Origin of the sequence: uncultured Pseudoramibacter sp. (assembly GCF_903789625.1) — a bacterium.
GTDB classification, from domain to species: Bacteria; Bacillota; Clostridia; order Eubacteriales; family Eubacteriaceae; genus Pseudoramibacter; species Pseudoramibacter fermentans.
Genome location: NZ_CAIFFF010000004.1, coordinates 80,376 through 101,129, shown reverse-complemented (window position 1 = coordinate 101,129; position 20,754 = coordinate 80,376). Strand labels below are relative to the sequence as shown.

Here is a 20,754-nt window from a genome sequence, read left to right as displayed (position 1 = left end):
TGATTTTATTCCACTTCACAGATACAGGTCACCTGACTGGAATCAACGTCTTTGATACGATACGGCGCGTTGATGAAGCGAATGATCTTCGGATTTTTTGGCAGTTCTGACAAATGCATATCTTCGATGCCGGGAATGAATTTGCCGTCATAGAAGCCGAGAATGTGCTGATGGCAGTCCTGCGGAGATTCATCTGGCGGGCATTTGTCGGACGGTGATCCGATGGCGAGGAAGTCAAAGCCGATCCCCTTGATGTTTGGGAAAGTCTTGAGGTAATCTCCCGCGTTCGGTGCAATCCAAGAGCCGTGATTTTGATACATATCCGGGTCAGTGGAACGGTATTTTTCAATGCCAGTGCGAATCAATACGAAAGAAACTTTTGAGAGTGTATTCGCAAAAGGTTCAAGATCTTCTCGATGAATCCCTTCGTCTAAATCTTTTGGAATTTCAAGTAACGCAACGTCTTTGTGATAAAAATAATCAATGGGTAAGTCGTTAATGCGCTTCCCGTCTTTCACAAAGTGACGTGGCCCATCCATATGTGTGCCAAAATGATTCGGTAAAATCGTTTCGTAAGTGCAGTACGGAAAATCATCGGTGATTTCTGTAACCTGCGAAATGACAGCTCTCGGTTCCCCCGGCCAAGTGCGATCCTGGGGATCCAATAAATGTGACAGAAAATAAAGCATAATATAACCTCCTTATCCTATTCGATTCTAATAACCTCCATGCTATTAATCGTCAATAGGATTTTCTCTGTGTTCAGAATAGCATACTCTTTATAGCATGAAAAATATCATTTGCCCCATGCTATTCATAATTCTTATCCTATGTTTTGTGGTACAATATATATAACAATTGTATTATACAATCTGAAAACAACCGCAACCAGTACGCACTTTGAAGTACGTAGATGACGCGAAAGTAAGTATATAGAGGGGAACAAGATGAAAAAATACGGCGAATTGACAGCGAAAGAGCGCCGCGTCCTCGACTGCGAAGCGCGGGAATGCCTGTCAAAATCGGGCTTTGGTTACACGATGTCGTTGATCGGCGGCAAATACAAAATGGTCATCCTCTACACACTGAAACAATTCGGCACGATCCGCTTCAATGCACTGCAGCGGTATATCGGCGGAATTCCTTACAAAACGCTCAGCGCCAACCTCAAGGAACTCGCTCAGGATGGGCTCATCATGCGCAAAGAATATCCGGAAATTCCACCCCACGTCGAATACGCGCTGACGCCACTCGGCCAGTCGTTGATGCCGATGCTCAGCGATTTGTGCGCTTGGGGCTATGACCATAATCCCAATTCTATCGACGTTAAGATTCTGAAAAAAAAACATAAGGTCAATTAAAAAACGCACCGATGATTTCAATCGATGCGTCTTGAGAGGAAGAGAAATGACCATTATCACGTTTTACTTTAAGAGTGCACGCGAAATGATGAGTTTCTGTATTTCTGATGTACCTTCATAAATTGGAATGATGCGTACATCGCGATACATACGTTCTAGTGGATAATCCCGCATGTAGCCGTACCCGCCGTGGATCTGCAAAGCTTTATCCACCACCGCGACCGCCGTTTCCGACGCGAAGTATTTCGCCATGGCCGCTTCTGTCGTGGCGCGTTCTCCGCGGTCGAGGCTTGCCGCCGCCTGATAGACCAGCGCTTTGGCCGCGGCGGTTTTCGTCGCCATGTCAGCTAAATACCACTGAAGCCCTTGGAGCTTCGCAATCGGTTTGCCAAACTGAACGCGGGTTTTCATGTAATCGGCGGATAAATCAATGGCTTCTTCTGCGAGGCCGATCGCCTGCGCAGCCATGCCAATGCGCCCGGCGTCGAGAGCTTCCATGAAATAATTAAAGCCCTTTCCGGGTTCCCCGACAATTTTGTCTTTACTGACGCGGCAGTCTTCTAGAAAAATTTCGCTGACATCTGCCGCGCGGATGCCCATTTTCTCTTCTCGACGGCCAAGTTTCATCCCAGGATTATCCCGATCGACGACAAACGCGGTCAAGCCTTTCGTTCCTTTTTCCGGTTCAGTCAGCGCAAGCAATGTGACAAATGCTCCTTCGTGCGGTCCAAAATTTGAAATAAAGCATTTGCTGCCATTGATGATATAATCGTCTCCGTCTGCAACAGCTGTCGTTCTGACTGCTGAGGAGTCGGAGCCAGCTTGCGGTTCTGTCAAGGCGAAGGCCGCGACACCACCTTCCGCTGCTATTGGTAAGTAATGTTCTTTGAGTGCATCTGAACCGTGTTTTAAAATCGCGGTGTAAGCCATGTTGTGTACAGAGACGAGCTCAGCAACCGCTGCATCTTTTTTCGCAATTTCTTCAACAACGATCGCTTTTTCTGTAGAACCAAAACCGAGTCCACCGTATTCTTCTGGAATGCCGATACTCATTAACCCTATTTCAGCCATTTCCTGAATCAATTCGGTGTCAATGGCCTCTACTTCATCGCGATCTGCTGCACTGGGCGCAAGCACTTTTCCCGCAAATTCCGCAACAAGTGTGCGGATTTCTTCTTGTTCTTCCGTCAGTCGTACTAGCATGTTCAACCTCCAACTATTCATAATAAGAATGCTATATTTGACAATTCAAATATAGCATTCTTTTTATCTTATGAAAAATACCATTGGCTTAATGCTATTCATAGTTTATGACTTATGGCTAATTAATTGAACTGATTAATCGACCGTTCAATAATATCGTTTTGTAATTCTCGCGGTAATTGTCCAAAACGCGCGGTATAAGCTGCCACGCGCACAATCAGTTCCGGATATTTTTCTGGATGTTTCTGCGCATCGATGAGTTTTTTGGTATCCATCACATTAAATTGCATGTGAAAGCCGTCAAGCTTCGTAAAATACGTATCGAGCAATGTAATAAATGCTGCGCGCGTCTGCGGATTTTGCATTGTCGACGCAGTGAATTTCATATTAAGTAAATTCCCATCATTGGTGATCGCCTGATCGATTTTAGCTACCGATTGAATGACGGCTGTCGGTCCGTTCTGGCAGACCCCCTGTGTCGGCGACATCCCATCAGAAAGTGGTCTGCACGCATTTCTGCCGTCTGGCAGTGCACCGACTTTTTCGCCAAGTCCCACATGCGCCGAAACAGAAGCAATTGACGGGCAGTACGGGGTACCACGCCAGTTGGTGTAACTGCTTTGATCGTCGCAGTACAATTTGACGACCTGCGCCGCAATATTATCAACGTAATCATTATCATTGCCGTATTTGGGCGCGTCGTTGATCAGCATATCCTGAATAGGTGCGTATTCGCCTTTAAAATCAGCTTTCAATGCCGCAATCAGTGTATCCATATCGATACGTTCTTCTTCATAAACGAGTTTTTTAATGGCAGCCAAAGAATCTGCAATCGTTCCCGTGGCGACAAGTTCCACACCCGGACAGTTGTAGATTGCGCCGCCTTCCCACGGGCCTTTGCCCCGTGCGATACAGTCGTCGACGAGCAGGCTGCAGTAAATCTGCGGATTGCATTCACGGTGGGCTTTTTCGATGACATTGGTGATAATGATGCTGATTTTGTCAAGGTATTTCATCTGCGCTTCAAACGCATGATATAATTCATCGTAGGTCTTGAAGGTGCGCGGATCGCCAGTTTTGAGGCCAACCTGTTTACCTGTATTGGGATCGACGCCATTGTTAAGTGTCAATTCAAGTACCTTGCCACCGTTGAAGAAACCGCCCATGTTGTTATTACCCCAGAATTTTCCTGTGGGGCCGGTTGCAATACAGCCGACGTCGACAATCGTCGGCCAATCTGCAGGGTTGGTAATGCCGCGGTTGATGGCCTGCTTCTTGATCGCTTCGTAACCGAAAAATTTCGGTTTCATCGTTACGGGCAGATCGTCGCAAGCCAATTCCATGACTTCTGGATCGATATTTTCGTGATACATAATCGCAACGTCCGGCTGCGGAATTGCAAGGTCCTTATCAATTTTGAGCATCATCTTCGTCAGTTCGTTTGACGCGTCGGTTACGCCGTCGGCGAGCACGCCACCGATAGTCGGCTGCTGAGAAATCGGATGCCCTGCCCAAACTTTAACTGAGCTGCTGGTCAAAAAATACAGCATTTCATTGAAATTGAACCATAAACATTCCAGATAATGACGTACTTCTTCTGATTCTGCTGTATTATAATATGGCATGAACAATTGATCGAGCCGCCCTGCAGAAATTCCTGCGCCGCCGGCTACATCGTAATACACTAAAACGTGTGCAAACCAGAACGCTTGAATCGCTTCGTAGATATTTTCCACCGGATAACGCAAAGCACGGCTGCAAGTTTTAGCAATTTTTTCGAGTTCTTTTTTTCGAATTGGATCGTTTTCCGTTTCGGCCATTTCAGCTGCTTTGTCTGCATAGCGTTGTGCAAAAGCCATCGCGCCGTCACAGCAGATCAGTGCCGCTTCGTAATAATCACGTTTATCAAGATTTTTCGGAATCGATAAATCAAGTGCATTTTTTCGCGCCTGAATGTCTTCCTTGATTGCAAGCATACCACGGTCGAGGATACGCGAATAATCTGGCGGAAAGTTGCCGCTGCCCGTTGTGATGTAGCCGGAGCTGACGACACCCGCGTCAATCACATCTTTTGCTTCCTTCGGCAGATTATTCATAACGACATCCTGCACGGATTTGCCGTCCCACCAAGGCAGAATTTCACGCAGCGTCTTTTTATCTTCATCACTGATGATATACTTATCGCCTTCGCGCGTACCAAAATCGTCAAGTTCGTCTATAATCGTCCGCCAGCACATGTCCGGCAGCGGATTGATTGCGAAAGGCTCTGCTGAAAAATTTCCCACGACGAGCTGCCAGTCTTCAATAACGACTGGCATTTGCGTCGCCAAGGCGTAAAATCCATGGGCGCGCCGAATACACATCGGTTCGTTTTCGTGTGCCTTCATCGCTTCCGTGAGAATCACTGCCCGATCAATACAAAGCTTTGTGTTGCCGAGTTTCTTAAAAAATGTTTCCCGATCCAATCGATCAACTGGTCTTTGTGCCATCATAATATAATTCCCCTTCCTTTTTATGTTGATTTTTTACCATAAGTTTTCACCCGAATGCCGCGGTCCGAAAAAAACATGGCGACTTCTGCCACGCGTTCAGACGATGGTACTTTGACATTTGACAAGCGATATTCGCGATCCAACTGCCTGTATTTTGACATACCGTATCGGTGGTACGGCAAAATGTACAACGCCGTATATTGCGGCAAATCTTTAATCATCCGCGCCATCGCATCCATGTTTTCTACGCTGTTATTAATCCCTGGAATCATTGGATAGCGAATTGCCACTGGGACATTCATTGAACTGATGAGACGCAAATTCGATAAAATCTGAAAGTTATCCACACCTGTTATTTTTTTGTGGGTCTCCGAATCCATGTGTTTCACATCAAAATATACCTCGTCGAACAGCGGAACAACTTGATTTACGACCGTCTCTGATGCATATCCCGACGTATCGAGAATTAAATGGACGCCTTGTGTTTTCAGCTGTGCTGCCGCTTCAGCAATGATCTCCGCATACATAAGCGGCTCGCCGCCTGAAAACGTTACACCGCCTCCATTACGATAGAATACTGCGTCCTTCATCGCCTCTCTGACGATTTCGTCCACTGTCATTTTCGTGCCGACTTTCTCCCACTTTTCACCCCCAGCGAGCTGAGCAATTTTCATCTTTTCCATTGTCGTCTTCTGGCTTTCTGGATTTGAACACCACCAACAGCGCAGCGGGCAGCCCTTAAAAAAAACGGTCGTTCGAATGCCTGGGCCATCCTGTAGACTAAATCGCTGTATGCGGACGATATTGGCTATTTTCGCCTGATCTGTGCCCATGACCGCTACCTCCTCCAACATCTTATTATTGTTTTTAAACTATCATGTTCAGCGAAATGTGTAAAATATTTTCTTTTCTATAAGGTGCATAGGATATACGTTATGATAATCTACTGATTTAAGATCCAAAGGAAATATAATTTATTCTCTTTTATGCACAGCAAAATAAGTATCGATCTTCCGAAGGGACTTTAATTATGGAAACCAATTATATAGAGAAATCGATAAGAAAATTTTAGGCAAAGCAATACAAAAATGGATGCCGCCTGTACAATGCAGACTGACATCCATAGGTTAATAACTAATTTAATATATGTATCCATGATTCTGGAGACGTATCAACCACAGCAGTTTTTTTATTGCAGTTATTTTTATTTACCACCCCAGCACATCCTGAATGTCCGTGATAGTCGGCATCGACGGAATCCCACCGTGTTTTTCAACGCAGAGGCCCGCCACGATGTTCGCGAATCTCAAAATCCGTTTGCCGTTGTCGTTGTTGATTTTCTCAATCCCCTGGTTGGCCAGCTGGAACAAAATCGCGCCGCAGAAAGCGTCGCCCGCGCCAGTGGTGTCCACCGCGTAGACGTTCATCCCCGGCTGAAACACTGAGACGTCCTTGGTGCGCAGCATTGAGCCGTCGCCGCCCAGCGTGATGAACACGCATTTGACACCCTGAGCCAGCAGCGCTTCAGCCGCCGCTTCCGGCTTCGCTTCCCCTGTCAGAAGCACGCATTCCTCTTCGGAGAGTTTCATGATGTCCACCTTCGGCACGACCGAACGCATCTGTTCAATGGCCGTCGCCTCATCCGGCCACAATGGCGCGCGGTAGTTCGGGTCGTAGGACACGAGCACGCCGGCCTTTTTCGCTTCTTCAATGGCGTACAGCGTCGCGCTGCGGGCCGGTTCGTCCGTCAGTGAGAGAGAGCCAAAATGGAAAATACTGGCGTTTTGGATCAGCTCGACGTTAACTTCTTCCTTGGTCAGCTGAGTATCGGCGCCGGGCTTTCTCGCGAAGGAAAAGCTGCGGTCACCGTTTTCGTCCAAATCGACAAAGGCCATCGTCGTCGTGTAGTTCGGGTCGAGAATCAGGCCGCTGGTGTCGATGGCCAGGTTGTTCATCACGTCGCGGATGTAGCGGCCCTGAATGTCGTCGCCGACCTTGCCGATAAAGGCCGTCGAACCGCAGAGGCGGTCGATGGCGGTCAGCACGTTCGCCGGCGCCCCGCCGGGATTCTGCGCGAATATCGTCGCGCCGTATTCGCTTTTCCCGACAGGCAGAAAATCTATCAGCGCTTCTCCCAGCGCTGTCACATCATACTTCAATGTCATTCTCCTCTTCATCGTAAATTTGGTTGGCCGGCATCGGGCGCATTTCCCAGGCGTAAATGTCGGCGCCCTCACAGCCAAAGGTCACGTCGAGGCTGTGGTCCGCCTCGAAGTCTTCGTAATACCGCGTCGTGAACACCGTTTCTCCGTCGTTCAGGTAAATTTCCAGAATCGACCGATCCACCAGTATTTTCGCGTTGCGCACGCCGTCGACCCGCGCGAGCCGTTCGCCGCGGCCACAGCCGGTCTGCGCGTCAAGGGTCAGGCGGACGATGCAGCCGTTGTAGCTCACACACACGCCCGAACCGATCTGAATCTGCCAGCCCGTGTCCGGATCAGCAAAGGCGATTTCGATATCCCCGGAGGCGTCCGGCAGGGTCAGTGTGCCTTCGGCGTCCGGCCGGCTCGGGTGCGTCCGCAGGCGTTTAAGCCCGGAAATCGGCTTCTGCACGATTTTATCGCCCTTTTTAAACAAAACCCTCGGCACGGTCAGGCAGTTTTCCCAGCCGCGCTGATCGGTGGGATTGCCGTAGGGCTTGTCCGGCAAACCGGCCCAGCCGATCATGATCCGACGGCCGCGGTCGTCGACAAAGCTCTGGGGCGCGTAGAAATCAAAGCCCATGTCCCATTCGTGGAAGGATCTAAAGACCTGCTTGCCTCTAAGCTCGCCGCCAAGCAGGCAGTAGCCCGACTGGTGGTTGTTCTGGAAGCGGAAATCCTCCGCCTCGAGCCCCTGGGGGCAGAAGGACAGCACGGGCTGCCCGTCCAATTCAAAATAATCAGGACATTCCCACATGTAGCCAAAAGGCTCACCGGTCTTTTCGATTTTAAGCAGCCGCCAGCTGACGCCGTCGAGGCTTTCGTAAAAGAGCACCGCGCCGCTGTCGTCGTTCATCCGCGCGCCGAGCACCATGTAGTATTGGTCGTCTTCCTTCCAAACCTTCGGGTCTCTGACGTGGCGGGTGCAGTCTTTCGGATAGTCCTTGGTGCCGAACAGCAGGTGCTTATCGCTGTAGGTGTCCCCGTTGGCGTCGGTTTTGACTAAAATCGTGTTGCTCAGGCGGCCGTCGTGAATGTAATCGTAATCTCCCGGCTCCTTGATATTGCCGGTGTAATACAAATCGATAGTCCCGTCGTCCTCGACAAAGGCACTGCCCGAATAGCAGCCGTCCCGGTCCAGCGTTTCCGGCCAAAACGGCACGCCCTTAAAGGACAGATTAATCAGATCCGGTCCGGCGTAATGCCCCCAGGTCCGGGCCATGCGCCCGTCGGGCGCCGGCGTATTGGGCGCGTATTGAAAATAGACGTGATAGATGCCGTCTGCCTCGCAGAGACCGTTGGGGTCGTTGAGCCATCCGTCCGGCGGCATCAGATGATACGCCAGACGCCAATTATCCTTTTTCATTTGCTGTCCCCCTTTTCCGAGACGCTTGCGCCGGCACCTATTCGATTTCGATGACCGGTTCGCCCGGTTCCACCGGACCGGTCTTAACCGCTTTGACGCTCTTGAACTGGTCGCCGTTGGTGACGATTACCGGCGTATCCATGTGATATCCCGCCTTTTCGATGGCCGGAATGTCAAATTCCAAGAGTTCCTGTCCGCGGGTGATGGTGTCGCCCGATTCGGCCAGCGCCTTGAAGTGTTCGCCCTTCAAATTGACCGTGTCGATGCCGACGTGAATCAGCACTTCGACGCCGTCTTCGGACACGAGACCCAGCGCGTGTTTGGTATCGAACATCATCGTCAGGGTGCCGTCAAAAGGCGCGTAAATTTTGCCTTCTTCCGGAATGATGGCCATGCCCGGTCCGAGGAGCTCAGCCGCAAAGGTTTCGTCGTGAATTTCCGACGACGGCACAGCCGTCCCTTTCACCGGCGCGTAGACGACTTTCAGCTTGCCGTCTTCTTCGACGTCCCCTTCCTTGTCGAGGATTTCAGCTTCCATTTCTTTCGCTGAGCCGGCCAGTTCCGGTTCAGGATCGCGGTAAATCACAAAGGAAATGCCAAAAGCCACCGCGAAGGCCACCGCCATCATAATCCCGTACTGAATCCAGAAGCCCGGTACAATCAAGAAGCCAAACAGGCCGGTGACGCCGTAGGCCGTCGCGCCGATGCCCATCCAGGAGGCGAGCATCCCGCCGACTGCCCCGCCGATACACCCGGCGATAAAGGGCTTGCGGTAACGGACGTTGACCCCGAAGATCGCCGGTTCGGTGATGCCGAGGAAGGCGGAAAGAGATGCCGGGAAGGCCATTGCTTCCGTTTTCTTGTTCTTGGTCTTAAAGGCCACAGCCATAGCCGCGGCACCCTGAGCAACGTTGGCCGCCGTCGCGACTGGCATCCAGATATTCAAATGGGCGACGCTGCCGAGCATTTGGGCTTCGATCATGTTGTACATGTGGTGGAAGCCCGCGACCACCGTGAATGCGTAGACGAAGCCGATGATGAGCCCGCCGATACCGAGGGGCATCCGAATCAGCGCGGTGGCGCCGGTGAGGATCCAGCCTTCTACTGTCGAGAAGATCGGTCCGATGACGATGAAGGTCAAAAGTCCGGTGACCAATACCGTCACCAGCGGCGTGACAAAGAGGTCGATCATTTCCGGCACGACCTTGTGGAGCCGTTTTTCCAAGAAACACATAAACCAGATCGCGATGATGACCGGAATGACGTGGCCCTGATAGCCGACGTTTTTCACGGTGTAGCTGCCGATTTTAAGCAGCGCGTGAATTTCCGGGTTGGCGACCATTTTGCCGCCTTTGAGCACCGTCTGAGACCAGGCGTTGACCAGGCTCGGGTGAATCATCACGAAGCCGATAACAGCCGCGAGGAATTGGTTGCCGCCGAATTTCTTCGCCGCGGAAATCGCGATCAAAATCGGCAGCATGGTCAGCGCGGCACCGGCCATCATGTTGATGATCGTGTACCAGCCGCTGTCCGCCAGTGCCGGGTTGATCTGGGTGAGCCCGCCGAGGAGCCCGTTTAAAAGCCCGGAGGCGACGATGGCCGGAATGATCGGGACGAAAATATCCCCTAACGTTTTAATCGCCCGCATGAACCAGTTCTGCTTGTCGGCGGCCGCCGCCTTGACGTCGTCCTTCGTGCCTTCCGAAGCCCCGGAGAGCGCGATGAACTCGTCGTAAACCTTGTTGACGGCACCGGTCCCGATAATAATCTGAATCTGACCGGAGGCCTCGAACGCCCCTTTAACGCCATCTACATTTTCAACGCCCGCTTTGTCAAGCTTGCTGTTGTCCGCAATGACCAGTCTGAGCCGTGTCGCGCAGTGCGCTGCGGACACGATGTTGTCCGGACCGCCGATGTGGTCCAGAACCCCTTGTGCAGTTGCCTTGTAATCCATAATATCCTCTCTTTACATGAACACAATATTCACTTGATATTATTTATTATAATAATTCTTCTTTTTTATGTAAATGTTTAAAATCATGATTTTGAAATAAGTTTCTGATTCCGCTGTCTTGATTTTTTTTTGTGATACAATTGCTTTATTCTTAAAAAAATATTATTTCATTGGAGTTTATATGCAAATTATTATTGTCGGCTGCGGCAAAGTCGGCTTTGCCTTGGCCGCAAAACTTTCAAATGAAGATCACAATATCACGGTGATCGACACAAACGCTGAGCGCTTAGAGCACCTGACGGACCTTTACGACGTCATGGGGATTTGTGGAAACGGCACGGATTATCAGATCCTCGAAAGGGCGGATATCCAAAACGCAGATATTCTGATCGCAGTCACCTACAGCGACGAAGTCAACCTGCTGTGCTGTGTACTGGCTAAACGCGCGTCGTCCTGCCGGACCATCGCGCGGGTGCGCAACCCCATTTATTCTACCGGCCGGGACTACATCCGAAGAGAACTGGGCCTGGCCATGACGATCAATCCGGAACACGCGGCGGCGCGCGAAATCATCCGGCTGCTGCGCTTCCCGACGGCCATCGGCATCAACAGCTTCTCCAAGGGACACATCGAGATGTTTCGCTTCCGGGTGCCGGACCATTCCCCGCTGATCGGTCAAGCCATTAAAGACGCCAAGATTTTGCAGACCGACGGGCTGATCTGCATCGCTGAACACGGCGACGACATCATCATCCCCGACGGGAATTACGTCGTCTCGAAAAACGACAAGCTCTCCGTGATTTTGAGCCCGAAAAACGCGTTGAAATTCATCAGCGACGTTGGCTTAAAAACCGACACCGTCCGCAACACGATGATCATCGGCTGCGGCGAAATGGGCTATTACCTCGCAAAGATGCTGCTCAACATGGGCATCAAGGTCAAAATCATCGAACGCAGCCGCGAACGGTGCGAAATGCTGGCCGAACATCTGCACAAGGCGCAGATCATCTGCGGCGACGGCTCTGACGAAGACCTGCTGCGCGAGGAAGGCCTCGAGGAAATGGATTCCCTCGTCGCCTGCACCGGCATCGACGAAGAAAACATCATCCTGTCTCTCTACGCGAAGGACAAAGTCCGCCAGAAGGTCGTCACCAAAATCAGCCGTCTGGAATTCAACGACGTCGTCCGCAGCCTCGACCTGGATTCGGTGATCAACCCGAAGACGATCACGACCGAAACCATCCTGCAGTACGTCCGGGCCATGGCCAACTCCTACGACAGCAACGTGGAAACCCTGTACAAAATCATGGACGACCGCGTCGAAGCGCTGGAATTCACCATTCGCCGCAATTCGCCGATCACGCATGTGCCTTTTGAGGATCTCCACTTCAAGAAAAACACATTGGTCGCCGGGATCTACCGAAAGAATCAGCTCATCATCCCCGACGGGCAGTCCTACTTTATACCGGGGGATTCAGTCATCGTCGTCACCACGAATACCGGCTTTGACGAAATCGGCGACATTCTGGAAACGCGGGTGCGCCCATGAACCGCTCGATGATTCGCTACGTCACCAGCTGGATCCTCCGAATTGAGGGGTTGCTGCTCTGCTCCTCAATCGTCATCGGTCTGATCTACCGCGAATTTGCTGTGCTGCCGGCGTATTTGATCGTCATCGCCGGCTGCGAGGGGATCGGCTTTTTGCTTTCCAAGCAGCCCGGCGACAACCGCATTTATCAAAAGAGCGGCTACATCACCGTCGCACTGGCGTGGATCGTCATGTCGGCCGTCGGCGCGCTGCCCTTCGTCCTGACCGGCGAGATTCCCAATTATATCGACGCCCTCTTTGAAATCGTCAGCGGTTTCACGACGACGGGGTCGTCGATTCTCACAAACGTCGAGGCCATGAGCCACGCGAATCTGTTCTGGCGCAGCTTCTCCCACTGGATTGGCGGGATGGGCGTCCTCGTCTTCATCCTGATGTTCATCCCGATGAAGGGCGGCTCCCAGATGAATTTGATGCGGGCGGAAAGTCCGGGCCCGGATGTGTCCAAATTCGTGCCCCGGGTGCACAACACCGCCTCGATCCTCTACAAGATCTACATCGGCATGACCATTGGCCAGATCGTCTGTCTGTTGATCGCGCGGATGCCCTGGTTCGACACCCTGTGCATCACCTTCGGCTCCGCCGGGACCGGGGGCTTCGGCATTTTGAACTCCAGCTGCGCCAGCTACACGCCGGTTCAGCAGTGGATCATCACGATCGCGATGATCGCCTTCGGCGTGAACTTCAGCTTCTATTTCCTGCTGCTGTACCGCCACCCGAAGGAAGCCTTCAAAATGGAAGAAGTCCGGGCTTACATCCTCATCATCCTCGCGTCCATCGCGCTGATTACGGTCCAGATCTTCACCCGCACCGATCTCTACCACCATCTCAGCGACGCCGTGCGCGACGCGGCATTCCAGGTCGGCTCGATCATCACGACGACCGGGTTCTCGACGACGGATTTCAACCGCTGGCCGTCGTTCTCCAAATGGATTCTGGTGCTTTTGATGATCTGCGGCGCCTGCGCCGGCAGTACCGGCGGCGGCATGAAGGTCTCGCGCATCCTGGTTCTGCTCAAAACTTTGAAGAAAGAGCTGCTCCAGATCGTCCATCCCCGGTCGGTCCGGAAGGTCATGCTCGACGGCGAAACCGTCGAACACACGGTGCTGCGCTCGATCAACGTCTTCACGGCCGTGTATTTTCTGATTTTCGGCCTAAGCGTCTTGATCATCAGTCTGGACGGCTTCTCGATGGAGACCAACTTCACAGCGGTGGCCGCGACACTGAACAACATCGGCCCGGGATTGGCCGGTGTCGGGCCGGCGTCAAATTTCTCGGCCTACAGCCCAATTAGCAAATTGATTCTCACTTTTGATATGCTGGCCGGCCGTCTGGAAATCTTCCCGATGCTGCTGCTCTTTGTCCCGAGCATTTGGCAGAAATCCTAAAACAAAATTATAAAAGCCATTGATCTGAAATATCTTTCAAATCAATGGCTTTTGTGATGCTTTATTTCTTTTTCTTTTGTTTGCAGATGCGTTCTCTGACGCGGTCAAATACCTCTGACGCCGAGTATCGAACATCTGATCTAGCGGCTGCTGCGTCCGCTTCGTCGAGCTTGATTTCAATACATTTCGAATCATTTTCTATTGTTTTCATTGAACGTTTTCCTTTTTATTTCTATTATATCCTAACTATCCTTCTTTTATGACATCTTAATCAAAATTCTCGAAATTTGCATTACAAGAATTCTAATCTCGTCTATCAGCTTGAATTTTCAGCCAATTGTCTAAGAACCGCATCTGTTCTTCAGTGTGGAACCAATGCTCACCACCTGGCATGACCGTGAGCTCTGCACAGTGACGTTCAGCAAATGCGGATACGGTTTCCCAATCGGTCATATTGTCATGTTCGCTATATAGTATTTTAGTTGGAACACGCCACAGAATTAGATGCGCTCTCACATAACAAAGATACTTCCAAGACAGCCTCTCTCCGAATTCTGTGGCAACCTCCTGTTTTTCCGCAAGCTCCCGTTCCGTTACATTTGCGCATCGCATCATATTGCCGATCATATTTTCCATATCCACAAAAGGTGCATGAGACATTGTCGACCGTGGTCTTAACCGTGTACGCTTTTGTGAGTCGATCTACAATTAATGCCATGTCAGCTCCTCCGTCATGATTAATAATGAAAAACGACGAATCGGCAGGCTTCGCAGCAATGAGCCTCAATATGGACCCTGTGTCCGAGCCTTAACTGTGTGATTTCGACAAAGCCGTCTGATCTATCTGCTTTTTCAAATACACCTGGAACTTCATTTGCAAAACTGAAAGCGCCATCTTTACTGGCAAATAAATAACCGGAACGCATTTCTTTTCCGCATTTTGGACATTTCATCGCGATGACCTCCTATTACATTCCAATCATTACCCTCGAAATTTCCATCACGGCAATTTTCATCACAATCTCGCAGGACATCACGTTAAACCAAATGCGGCGCATGTGCTGTGTTTTAGCAATCGGCGTCGCGATGGCCGCGATAAGAATCAGAGCCGCGCCGACACAGCCGACGACAGTCGGGAAGCTGAGCAGGGGAAACACACCCGGCGCGCAGCTGCCGTCGACCGCATGCTGAATCGTCTTGTCGAGGCCATCCCGCGCCGCTGCAAAACAGCAAACGACCAGTCCGTAAATCAGAAGAAAAAGACTTCTTCGTCCCCAATATTGAATATTCGTTCGGTTGTAAACGGAATAACTAATAAATCCAAGTAACACTAAAATCATCACCATCGTCACGGTCGTGACGACATTTCCAATATAAAGCTTCATATTCCCCCTCCTATTGCTGCGCGATGGCCCAATCGAGCACTTTGTTTAAATTTTCAGCCTTCACGCGCTCGCCGTCGCGCATCATCATTTCCAGCATGTCGTCCTCCTCAGGGGTCCGCTCGGCCTTCTTCGCGAGCGCCTTCCCTACGGTTTTAACCATCATCTGCATCATTACTTTGTACGCGCCGTGAAGCTTTTTGATGTCAAAATTACCCTGAAGGGTAAACAACGGCGCTTGCGCCGGAATTTTATTTTTTGCTCTGACTTCCCGAACCTGCGTGCCGGTCTGCCCCATCCCAACGGCGCACACCGCCGATACGTCGTAATTTCTGGCCGCCTCCGCGTAACCCATAATTTTCCCGGCTCTGATCCATCCGAGATAAAGGACCGCCGTTCCCGGTTTAACGGCCGCTCTCGCTTTCTTCAAGCTGTACGCGGGCACAGCCAAACGCGCCGACAGCATTTCCGCATATTTTTGTGTGCTTCCCGTATTGGACGTGTAAACAATGGCTTTCATTTTAAATTCTCCTCAATTTGACAAATAAAAAAACGCAATACGAATCATTTTACAATTCGCACTGCGTCTTGGCGTCTGGCATTTCAACAATTTGAACGACCTGAAAATTCTTGGCGTCGATCAAGCTCTCTTTTTTGCATTTGGGACAGAACAGCGGAAAATGCTTAAGCACCGTGTCCTCTCGCAGCTGTACCCGGGTTTTCTGTCCGCAGTGTGGGCAATACACCCACTTTTTCCGAATGTGTTTATCTGGCATCACACGCCTTCTCCTTCAGTTTCGCCTGAAGCTTCACCGAAAACCGTTCGACATGCCGCTCGACCCTCGTTACAATGTCGTCTTTGTCCGCGGCTCCGTCGTAAAGGCTGTACATCAGGAAAATCGGCCCGTAAAATTCCAGCGCAAGCTGTTCAGCTTCTGCCGCATCGTTCGTGAATCCCTTGAAGATCTCCGCCATATACGCGACGGGCTCACTGGCCAAATAGTGCTGATAAAGCTTTGCCATTTTCGGGTCCCGGTATTGTTCCAACGTCAGCATTTTCCGAAAACGGCTCGGAAAAGCCTCCTCAGTCCAATGCCGAAACTGCGCTTTCGTGAACGCCGCGATTTTGCTGAGCTCTGCCGTCTGATAGCCTTTAACCACATCTGTCATGCTGCCTTCCGGCATCGCGTATTGCTTCACCCTCTGCTGATCCATCTGATTCATTTTTTTGACAATACAATCGAGAATTTCCTGTTTTCCTGCGTAATGTTTGTACAGTGCGGCTTTGGTCACGCCAAGCCGTGCAGCGATGTCGTTCATCGACGTGCCCAGATACCCTTTCTTCGCAAACAACACGAGCGCCTCCTCTAAAATCCTGTCCTTCGTACTTTTCTCTTGGCACTTCATTCTATCCTCCTGTTGTTCTTAAATACCGCCGAATAAAAAAGCAGCACTTAAAATCAATTCGTGAAATTAAGCACTGCGTCTTCGCGTCTGTCTCGTACGAGTTACCTTTTGGTTACCTCTATTATAGTGACCGGACGGTTACGTGTCAAGGGATATTTTGAGCGCAAAAAAACCGAGACCTTGCATAGCAAGATCCCGGTGAGGGTTATCAAAGAGAAAGGGAACGTGACCCGATCTTAAAGCATGGAGAGGTAACGGTCGCCGGTATCCGGCAGCAGGGCGACGATGGTCTTGCCCTTGTTTTCTGGGCGTTTCGCCAGCTGGATCGCGGTCCAGACTGCAGCACCAGAGGAAATCCCAGTCAGGATGCCTTCTTTTTTAGCGACGGCACGGGTGGTGTCGAAAGCGTCTTCGTTGGTGACGGTGACGATTTCGTCGTAAATGTCCGTGTTCAGGGTATCCGGTACAAATCCGGCGCCAATGCCCTGGATTTTGTGCGGACCGCCGTGGCCTTCAGACAACACAGGCGAGCCGGCCGGTTCAACCGCGACGATTTTGACGTCCGGTTTCTGGGATTTCAGGTATTCACCTACGCCGGTCAGGGTGCCGCCGGTGCCGATGCCTGCGACGAAAATATCAACTTCGCCGTCGGTATCCTTCCAGATTTCTGGACCGGTGGTTTCACGGTGTGCCTTCGGGTTAGCCGGGTTGACAAACTGTCCCGGTACAAAGCTGCCCGGTGTCTGTTCGTGCAGTTCGTTGGCCTTTTCGATAGCGCCCTTCATCCCTTTTGCGCCGTCAGTCAAGACGACTTCCGCGCCGTAGAGCTTTAACAGGTTGCGGCGTTCGACGGACATGGTTTCCGGCATTGTCAGGATGACTTTGTAGCCCTTGGATGCGCCGACTGCGGCCAGACCGATCCCGGTATTGCCGGAAGTCGGTTCGATGATGGTCGCGCCCGGTTTGAGCTGACCTTTTTCTTCCGCGTCGTTAATCATCGCCAGCGCGATCCGGTCTTTGACCGAACCTGCTGGATTGAAGTATTCCAATTTCACGACGACTTTAGCGTCGAGGTTTTCTGCTTCTTCTACGTGAGTTAATTCGAAAAGCGGCGTGTTGCCGACTAAATCTGATAAATTCTGATAAATCTTTGCCATTTTATGCTTACCTCCGAAATATGAATCCAATGCGTTTATTATTGAATCGCCTTAAATGCGGTATCTAATGCGTCGATCAAATCGTCGACATTTTCAATCCCGATGGAGAGACGGATGGTGTTCGGCTTGATGCCCTGATCCAACAGTTCTGCTTCGTTGAGCTGTGAGTGGGTTGTGGATGCCGGATGGATGACCAGGGATTTGACGTCAGCGACGTTAGCCAGCAGTGAGAAAATCGGCAGGTTGTCGATGAAGTCCATTGCGGTCTGCGCGTCCCCTTTGATTTCAAAGGTGAAGATTGAACCGCCGCCGTTCGGGAAGTATTTGTTGTAGAGCTTGTGGCTCGGTTCGCTTTCGAGAGACGGATGGTGCACCGCTTCGACCTGCGGATGGTTGTTCAGGTATTCGACGACCTTCAGCGCGTTCTGAACGTGGCGTTCGACACGCAGTGACAGGGTTTCAAGTCCCTGCAGGAAGAGGAAAGCGTGGAACGGTGAGAGCGTAGCGCCCTGATCTCTCAACAGAATCGCGCGGATATAAGTCGCGAAGGCTGCCGGGCCGGCTGCGTCAGCAAAGCTGATGCCGTGGTAGGACGGGTCTGGTTCAGAAATCCACGGATAACGTCCGCTGGCTTTCCAGTCAAAGGTACCGCCGTCAACCAGGACGCCGCCGATTGCGGTGCCGTGGCCGCCGATGAATTTTGTGGCAGAGTGGACGACAATGTCTGCGCCGTATTCAATCGGTCTGACCAGATACGGGGTCGCAAAGGTGTTGTCGATGACCAATGGCAGACCGTGCTTGTGTGCGATTTCCGCCCATTTTTCGATGTCGACGATGTTAGAGTTCGGGTTGCCGAGGGTTTCAGCGTAGAGCGCCTGGGTGTTTTCGTCGATTGCCGCTTCGATGGCGTCGAAATCATCAGGTTCGACCCATTTGCCGGTCACGCCGAAATGCGGCAGGGTGTGTTCGAGCAGGTTGTAGGTCCCGCCGTAAACTGTCTTCGCTGAGACGATGTTCTGTCCCTGATGGGCCAGGGCTTCGATGACGTAAGTGATGGCTGCTGAACCGGAAGCGGTGGCCAATGCCGCCGAGCCGCCTTCGAGGGCTGCGACACGTTTTTCAAAAACGTCGACGGTGGAGTTAGTCAGTCTGCCGTAGATGTTGCCGGCATCTCTTAAGCCGAAGCGGTCAGCCGCGTGCTTGGAGTTGTGGAAAACGTAAGAAGTCGTCGCGTAAATTGGAACCGCTCTAGAATCGGTAACCGGATCCGCCTGTTCCTGTCCAACGTGTAACTGCAGTGTTTCAAATTTATAAGCCATTTTAATTTCTCACTTTCTTTTATTCTATTACTAAATTTACTTGTTTACTATTTATTTTATTGCCGTCTGACTATCTTATTTTATTTGGAAATTGATTAGCGGCAACACATTCGCCCGCCTGTGTTTTGCTTGAGTACGTGTCGAATCCAGTCACTCTGACACGTACAGGCCGTTCCGTAAACTCTGTTCAATTCGGCACCTCCTGAATTATTATTAAACATAGGGTTTAAATATGTTATGGGTATATATTAAACCTATTTGATTACTATGTCAAGGCCAAAATAAAAAAATCAACTCTTTTTTTAAAGAGCTGATTTTTTGAATTTTATTTCTATCTGCCGCCGGCTTTGCCGGGAACGGCCGTCCGGGTAAAAACATAAGTCGTTTCATCTGACCGCTCGGGATCGTAGCGGTAGCCGCTGACCTCAAAAGCCTTCAGCGCCTCAGGCGATTCCGCTCGGGTTTCGGCGAGGAAGCGCACCATTTCTCCCCGCGCCATTTTGACGTAAACCCCTTTTTGCACCACGCGGCCGCCCTGCAATTCGCCAAAGACACAGGTGATCATGCGGTCCCCCGGCTGAAGGTAGGGCGCGACGCTTTTGCTGTATTCCTTGGAGGCCAGGTTGATCAGCACGCGGCTGTCGTCCATCACGTCCTGATAGAGCCGGCTGCCCCAAAAATCGTACAGATTCCGGCTGCCGTCCACCGCGGCCTTGGCCTGCATCTCGAGCCGGTAGGGCGTCACACCGTCCATCGGCTTCAGCACGCCGTAAAAACCGGACAGAATCCGAAGGTGGGCCTGGACGTAATCGTATTGGCTGCTTTCAAAAACCGTCGGCGCCATGTACTGGTATTGAATGCCGTCGAAGGCCAAAAGCGCCGGTGTCAGATTGCATCGCAGATCCATCGTCTCCAGACGGCGGTGGTTCTGCTCGGCGATGGCGTCGCTGCAGGCCCAGAGCTTTTGCTGTGCCTCGAAGCTTAAGCCCTGCATCCACTTCATCAGAATTTCGGTTCGATCGAGAAAAACCGGCAGCGCCGCGGCGGGCGGCGCGTCGGGATCGCGAATCATCTGCTTCGCGGGTGAAATGATGATGCGCATAAGAACTTACGCCTGATTGAGCAGCGCGTCGTAGAGCCGCAAGTCTTCGTCCTTAAAGACGTTGAAGACGACTTTTTTGACGCTGGTCTGCGGGTGGGCGTCCAGCCAATCTTTTACAGTCGAAACCGCAATTTCCGCGGCCTTGTCCTGCGGGAATCGGAACACCCCCGTCGAGATGCAGCAGAAGGCGATCGAATCGAGATCGGCGTCGTCCACCGCCTCAAGGCAGCTGCGGTAGCAGCTTGCGAGGGCATCGACATCTCCTTGGGTCAGTTCGTCCTCGACGATCGGGCCGACGGTATGGATCACGCACTGGCACGGCAGGTTGTAGGCCGGGGTGACCTTAGCCTGGCCGGTGGGCTCAGGCCCGTCTTGGCCCGCCATCAGAGCGGCGCAGGCGTTACGCAGCTGCATGCCCGCCGCCGAGTGGATGGCGTTGTCGATACAGCTGTGGCCCGGCACAAAGCAGCCGAGCATCTGAGAATTGGCCGCGTTCACAATGGCGCCAACCTTGAGCCGAGTGATGTCCCCCTGCCAGAGGGCGAGGCGGCTGTCTGTCCGGCTGACCGGCAGCGCCGCCCCGTCCACGACGCCCTTGTCTTCAAGGAAGGATTTCAAAATAGCGTCCTGGAGATTTTCGACAATCACCGAAAGCGGCCGAGGCGGGCGGACGTTCATCAGTGCCCGCATCAACGCCCGCTGACCGGCTTCGTCGCTGCTGTAGGCCGACGGGTCGACCGGCGGCGTCGGCGTTTCACCGAGCAGCATCTGGTTCAGCATTTTGATCTGGGCTAAACGGTTCATATCGGTTTCTCT

21 protein-coding genes are annotated in these 20,754 nt (G+C 51.6%); 3 read left to right on the top strand and 18 right to left on the bottom strand.

Annotated features, from left to right (window positions below; translation table 11 throughout):
• Window positions 1–5: 5 nt before the first annotated feature.
• Window positions 6–689 (bottom strand): cyclase family protein, encoded by a 684-nt coding sequence (locus QZX60_RS03795; RefSeq protein ID WP_295361580.1) that lies wholly within the window; start codon window positions 687–689, stop codon window positions 6–8.
• Window positions 690–947: 258 nt separating this feature from the next.
• Between QZX60_RS03795 and QZX60_RS03790 the strand changes: the two genes are divergently transcribed.
• On the top strand, window positions 948–1,361 hold the full coding sequence (locus QZX60_RS03790; protein WP_295361578.1) for a helix-turn-helix domain-containing protein: 414 nt from the start codon (window positions 948–950) through the stop codon (window positions 1,359–1,361).
• A 63-nt stretch (window positions 1,362–1,424) separates the two neighbouring features.
• On the opposite strand, the gene QZX60_RS03785 is transcribed toward QZX60_RS03790, so the two are convergent.
• The 6 genes from QZX60_RS03785 to QZX60_RS03760 form a co-directional block, all read right to left on the bottom strand.
• Window positions 1,425–2,564 (bottom strand): acyl-CoA dehydrogenase family protein, encoded by a 1,140-nt coding sequence (locus QZX60_RS03785; protein WP_295361576.1) that lies wholly within the window; start codon window positions 2,562–2,564, stop codon window positions 1,425–1,427.
• 122 nt (window positions 2,565–2,686) lie between these two features.
• Window positions 2,687–5,056 carry a pyruvate formate lyase family protein gene (locus tag QZX60_RS03780; RefSeq protein ID WP_295361574.1) on the bottom strand — a complete coding sequence of 790 codons (2,370 nt, stop codon included), beginning with the start codon at window positions 5,054–5,056 and terminating at the stop codon, window positions 2,687–2,689.
• A 20-nt stretch (window positions 5,057–5,076) separates the two neighbouring features.
• Window positions 5,077–5,889, bottom strand: a complete 813-nt coding sequence (locus tag QZX60_RS03775; RefSeq protein ID WP_295361572.1) for a glycyl-radical enzyme activating protein — start codon at window positions 5,887–5,889, stop codon at window positions 5,077–5,079.
• 375 nt (window positions 5,890–6,264) lie between these two features.
• Window positions 6,265–7,221, bottom strand: coding sequence for a carbohydrate kinase (locus QZX60_RS03770; protein ID WP_295361570.1), 957 nt, complete (start codon window positions 7,219–7,221; stop codon window positions 6,265–6,267).
• On the bottom strand, window positions 7,205–8,623 hold the full coding sequence (locus tag QZX60_RS03765) for a glycoside hydrolase family 32 protein (RefSeq protein WP_295361569.1): 1,419 nt from the start codon (window positions 8,621–8,623) through the stop codon (window positions 7,205–7,207). Before QZX60_RS03765 ends, QZX60_RS03770 begins: the two co-directional genes overlap by 17 nt.
• A gap of 37 nt (window positions 8,624–8,660) precedes the next feature.
• A complete protein-coding gene (locus QZX60_RS03760; RefSeq protein WP_295361567.1) occupies window positions 8,661–10,577 on the bottom strand; it encodes a PTS beta-glucoside transporter subunit IIBCA in 1,917 nt (638 codons plus the stop codon).
• A gap of 181 nt (window positions 10,578–10,758) precedes the next feature.
• Between QZX60_RS03760 and trkA the strand changes: the two genes are divergently transcribed.
• Both trkA and QZX60_RS03750 read left to right on the top strand, forming a co-directional pair.
• Window positions 10,759–12,126 (top strand): Trk system potassium transporter TrkA, encoded by a 1,368-nt coding sequence (trkA, locus tag QZX60_RS03755; protein WP_295361565.1) that lies wholly within the window; start codon window positions 10,759–10,761, stop codon window positions 12,124–12,126.
• Window positions 12,123–13,571 carry a TrkH family potassium uptake protein gene (locus QZX60_RS03750; RefSeq protein ID WP_295361563.1) on the top strand — a complete coding sequence of 483 codons (1,449 nt, stop codon included), beginning with the start codon at window positions 12,123–12,125 and terminating at the stop codon, window positions 13,569–13,571. The genes trkA and QZX60_RS03750 overlap by 4 nt, the downstream gene beginning before the upstream one ends.
• A gap of 61 nt (window positions 13,572–13,632) precedes the next feature.
• On the opposite strand, the gene QZX60_RS03745 is transcribed toward QZX60_RS03750, so the two are convergent.
• The 11 genes from QZX60_RS03745 to QZX60_RS03695 form a co-directional block, all read right to left on the bottom strand.
• On the bottom strand, window positions 13,633–13,782 hold the full coding sequence (locus QZX60_RS03745) for a hypothetical protein (protein ID WP_295361561.1): 150 nt from the start codon (window positions 13,780–13,782) through the stop codon (window positions 13,633–13,635).
• A 92-nt stretch (window positions 13,783–13,874) separates the two neighbouring features.
• The gene (locus tag QZX60_RS03740) at window positions 13,875–14,231 is read right to left on the bottom strand and encodes an alpha/beta fold hydrolase (RefSeq protein ID WP_295361560.1); all 357 of its coding nucleotides are present in this window, start codon (window positions 14,229–14,231) and stop codon (window positions 13,875–13,877) included.
• A 77-nt stretch (window positions 14,232–14,308) separates the two neighbouring features.
• Window positions 14,309–14,524: a PF20097 family protein gene (locus QZX60_RS03735; RefSeq protein ID WP_154576926.1), complete on the bottom strand. Its 216-nt coding sequence runs from the start codon at window positions 14,522–14,524 to the stop codon at window positions 14,309–14,311.
• A 15-nt stretch (window positions 14,525–14,539) separates the two neighbouring features.
• On the bottom strand, window positions 14,540–14,956 hold the full coding sequence (locus QZX60_RS03730) for a hypothetical protein (protein WP_295361557.1): 417 nt from the start codon (window positions 14,954–14,956) through the stop codon (window positions 14,540–14,542).
• Window positions 14,957–14,966: 10 nt separating this feature from the next.
• Window positions 14,967–15,473 carry a flavodoxin domain-containing protein gene (locus QZX60_RS03725; RefSeq protein WP_154576924.1) on the bottom strand — a complete coding sequence of 169 codons (507 nt, stop codon included), beginning with the start codon at window positions 15,471–15,473 and terminating at the stop codon, window positions 14,967–14,969.
• A gap of 49 nt (window positions 15,474–15,522) precedes the next feature.
• Window positions 15,523–15,729, bottom strand: a complete 207-nt coding sequence (locus tag QZX60_RS03720) for a cysteine-rich KTR domain-containing protein (protein WP_295361554.1) — start codon at window positions 15,727–15,729, stop codon at window positions 15,523–15,525.
• Window positions 15,719–16,360 carry a TetR/AcrR family transcriptional regulator gene (locus QZX60_RS03715; protein WP_295361552.1) on the bottom strand — a complete coding sequence of 214 codons (642 nt, stop codon included), beginning with the start codon at window positions 16,358–16,360 and terminating at the stop codon, window positions 15,719–15,721. Before QZX60_RS03715 ends, QZX60_RS03720 begins: the two co-directional genes overlap by 11 nt.
• Before the next feature lie 236 nt (window positions 16,361–16,596).
• Window positions 16,597–17,517, bottom strand: a complete 921-nt coding sequence (gene cysK / locus QZX60_RS03710; protein WP_295361550.1) for a cysteine synthase A — start codon at window positions 17,515–17,517, stop codon at window positions 16,597–16,599.
• A 38-nt stretch (window positions 17,518–17,555) separates the two neighbouring features.
• Window positions 17,556–18,836, bottom strand: coding sequence for an O-acetylhomoserine aminocarboxypropyltransferase/cysteine synthase family protein (locus QZX60_RS03705; RefSeq protein ID WP_295361548.1), 1,281 nt, complete (start codon window positions 18,834–18,836; stop codon window positions 17,556–17,558).
• 331 nt (window positions 18,837–19,167) lie between these two features.
• Window positions 19,168–19,938 carry a peroxide stress protein YaaA gene (gene yaaA, locus QZX60_RS03700; RefSeq protein WP_295361547.1) on the bottom strand — a complete coding sequence of 257 codons (771 nt, stop codon included), beginning with the start codon at window positions 19,936–19,938 and terminating at the stop codon, window positions 19,168–19,170.
• 6 nt (window positions 19,939–19,944) lie between these two features.
• Window positions 19,945–20,742 carry a protein-ADP-ribose hydrolase gene (locus QZX60_RS03695; protein WP_295361546.1) on the bottom strand — a complete coding sequence of 266 codons (798 nt, stop codon included), beginning with the start codon at window positions 20,740–20,742 and terminating at the stop codon, window positions 19,945–19,947.
• Window positions 20,743–20,754: the final 12 nt, after the last annotated feature.

Coding starts and splice junctions, on each gene's coding strand:
- QZX60_RS03795 (WP_295361580.1), bottom strand. CDS start 689: ATGCTTTATTTTCTGTCACATTTATTGGATCCCCAGGATCGCACTTGG.
- QZX60_RS03790 (WP_295361578.1), top strand. CDS start 948: ATGAAAAAATACGGCGAATTGACAGCGAAAGAGCGCCGCGTCCTCGAC.
- QZX60_RS03785 (WP_295361576.1), bottom strand. CDS start 2,564: ATGCTAGTACGACTGACGGAAGAACAAGAAGAAATCCGCACACTTGTT.
- QZX60_RS03780 (WP_295361574.1), bottom strand. CDS start 5,056: ATGATGGCACAAAGACCAGTTGATCGATTGGATCGGGAAACATTTTTT.
- QZX60_RS03775 (WP_295361572.1), bottom strand. CDS start 5,889: ATGGGCACAGATCAGGCGAAAATAGCCAATATCGTCCGCATACAGCGA.
- QZX60_RS03770 (WP_295361570.1), bottom strand. CDS start 7,221: ATGACATTGAAGTATGATGTGACAGCGCTGGGAGAAGCGCTGATAGAT.
- QZX60_RS03765 (WP_295361569.1), bottom strand. CDS start 8,623: ATGAAAAAGGATAATTGGCGTCTGGCGTATCATCTGATGCCGCCGGAC.
- QZX60_RS03760 (WP_295361567.1), bottom strand. CDS start 10,577: ATGGATTACAAGGCAACTGCACAAGGGGTTCTGGACCACATCGGCGGT.
- trkA (WP_295361565.1), top strand. CDS start 10,759: ATGCAAATTATTATTGTCGGCTGCGGCAAAGTCGGCTTTGCCTTGGCC.
- QZX60_RS03750 (WP_295361563.1), top strand. CDS start 12,123: ATGAACCGCTCGATGATTCGCTACGTCACCAGCTGGATCCTCCGAATT.
- QZX60_RS03745 (WP_295361561.1), bottom strand. CDS start 13,782: ATGAAAACAATAGAAAATGATTCGAAATGTATTGAAATCAAGCTCGAC.
- QZX60_RS03740 (WP_295361560.1), bottom strand. CDS start 14,231: ATGTCTCATGCACCTTTTGTGGATATGGAAAATATGATCGGCAATATG.
- QZX60_RS03735 (WP_154576926.1), bottom strand. CDS start 14,524: ATGAAATGTCCAAAATGCGGAAAAGAAATGCGTTCCGGTTATTTATTT.
- QZX60_RS03730 (WP_295361557.1), bottom strand. CDS start 14,956: ATGAAGCTTTATATTGGAAATGTCGTCACGACCGTGACGATGGTGATG.
- QZX60_RS03725 (WP_154576924.1), bottom strand. CDS start 15,473: ATGAAAGCCATTGTTTACACGTCCAATACGGGAAGCACACAAAAATAT.
- QZX60_RS03720 (WP_295361554.1), bottom strand. CDS start 15,729: ATGCCAGATAAACACATTCGGAAAAAGTGGGTGTATTGCCCACACTGC.
- QZX60_RS03715 (WP_295361552.1), bottom strand. CDS start 16,360: ATGAAGTGCCAAGAGAAAAGTACGAAGGACAGGATTTTAGAGGAGGCG.
- cysK (WP_295361550.1), bottom strand. CDS start 17,517: ATGGCAAAGATTTATCAGAATTTATCAGATTTAGTCGGCAACACGCCG.
- QZX60_RS03705 (WP_295361548.1), bottom strand. CDS start 18,836: ATGGCTTATAAATTTGAAACACTGCAGTTACACGTTGGACAGGAACAG.
- yaaA (WP_295361547.1), bottom strand. CDS start 19,938: ATGCGCATCATCATTTCACCCGCGAAGCAGATGATTCGCGATCCCGAC.
- QZX60_RS03695 (WP_295361546.1), bottom strand. CDS start 20,742: ATGAACCGTTTAGCCCAGATCAAAATGCTGAACCAGATGCTGCTCGGT.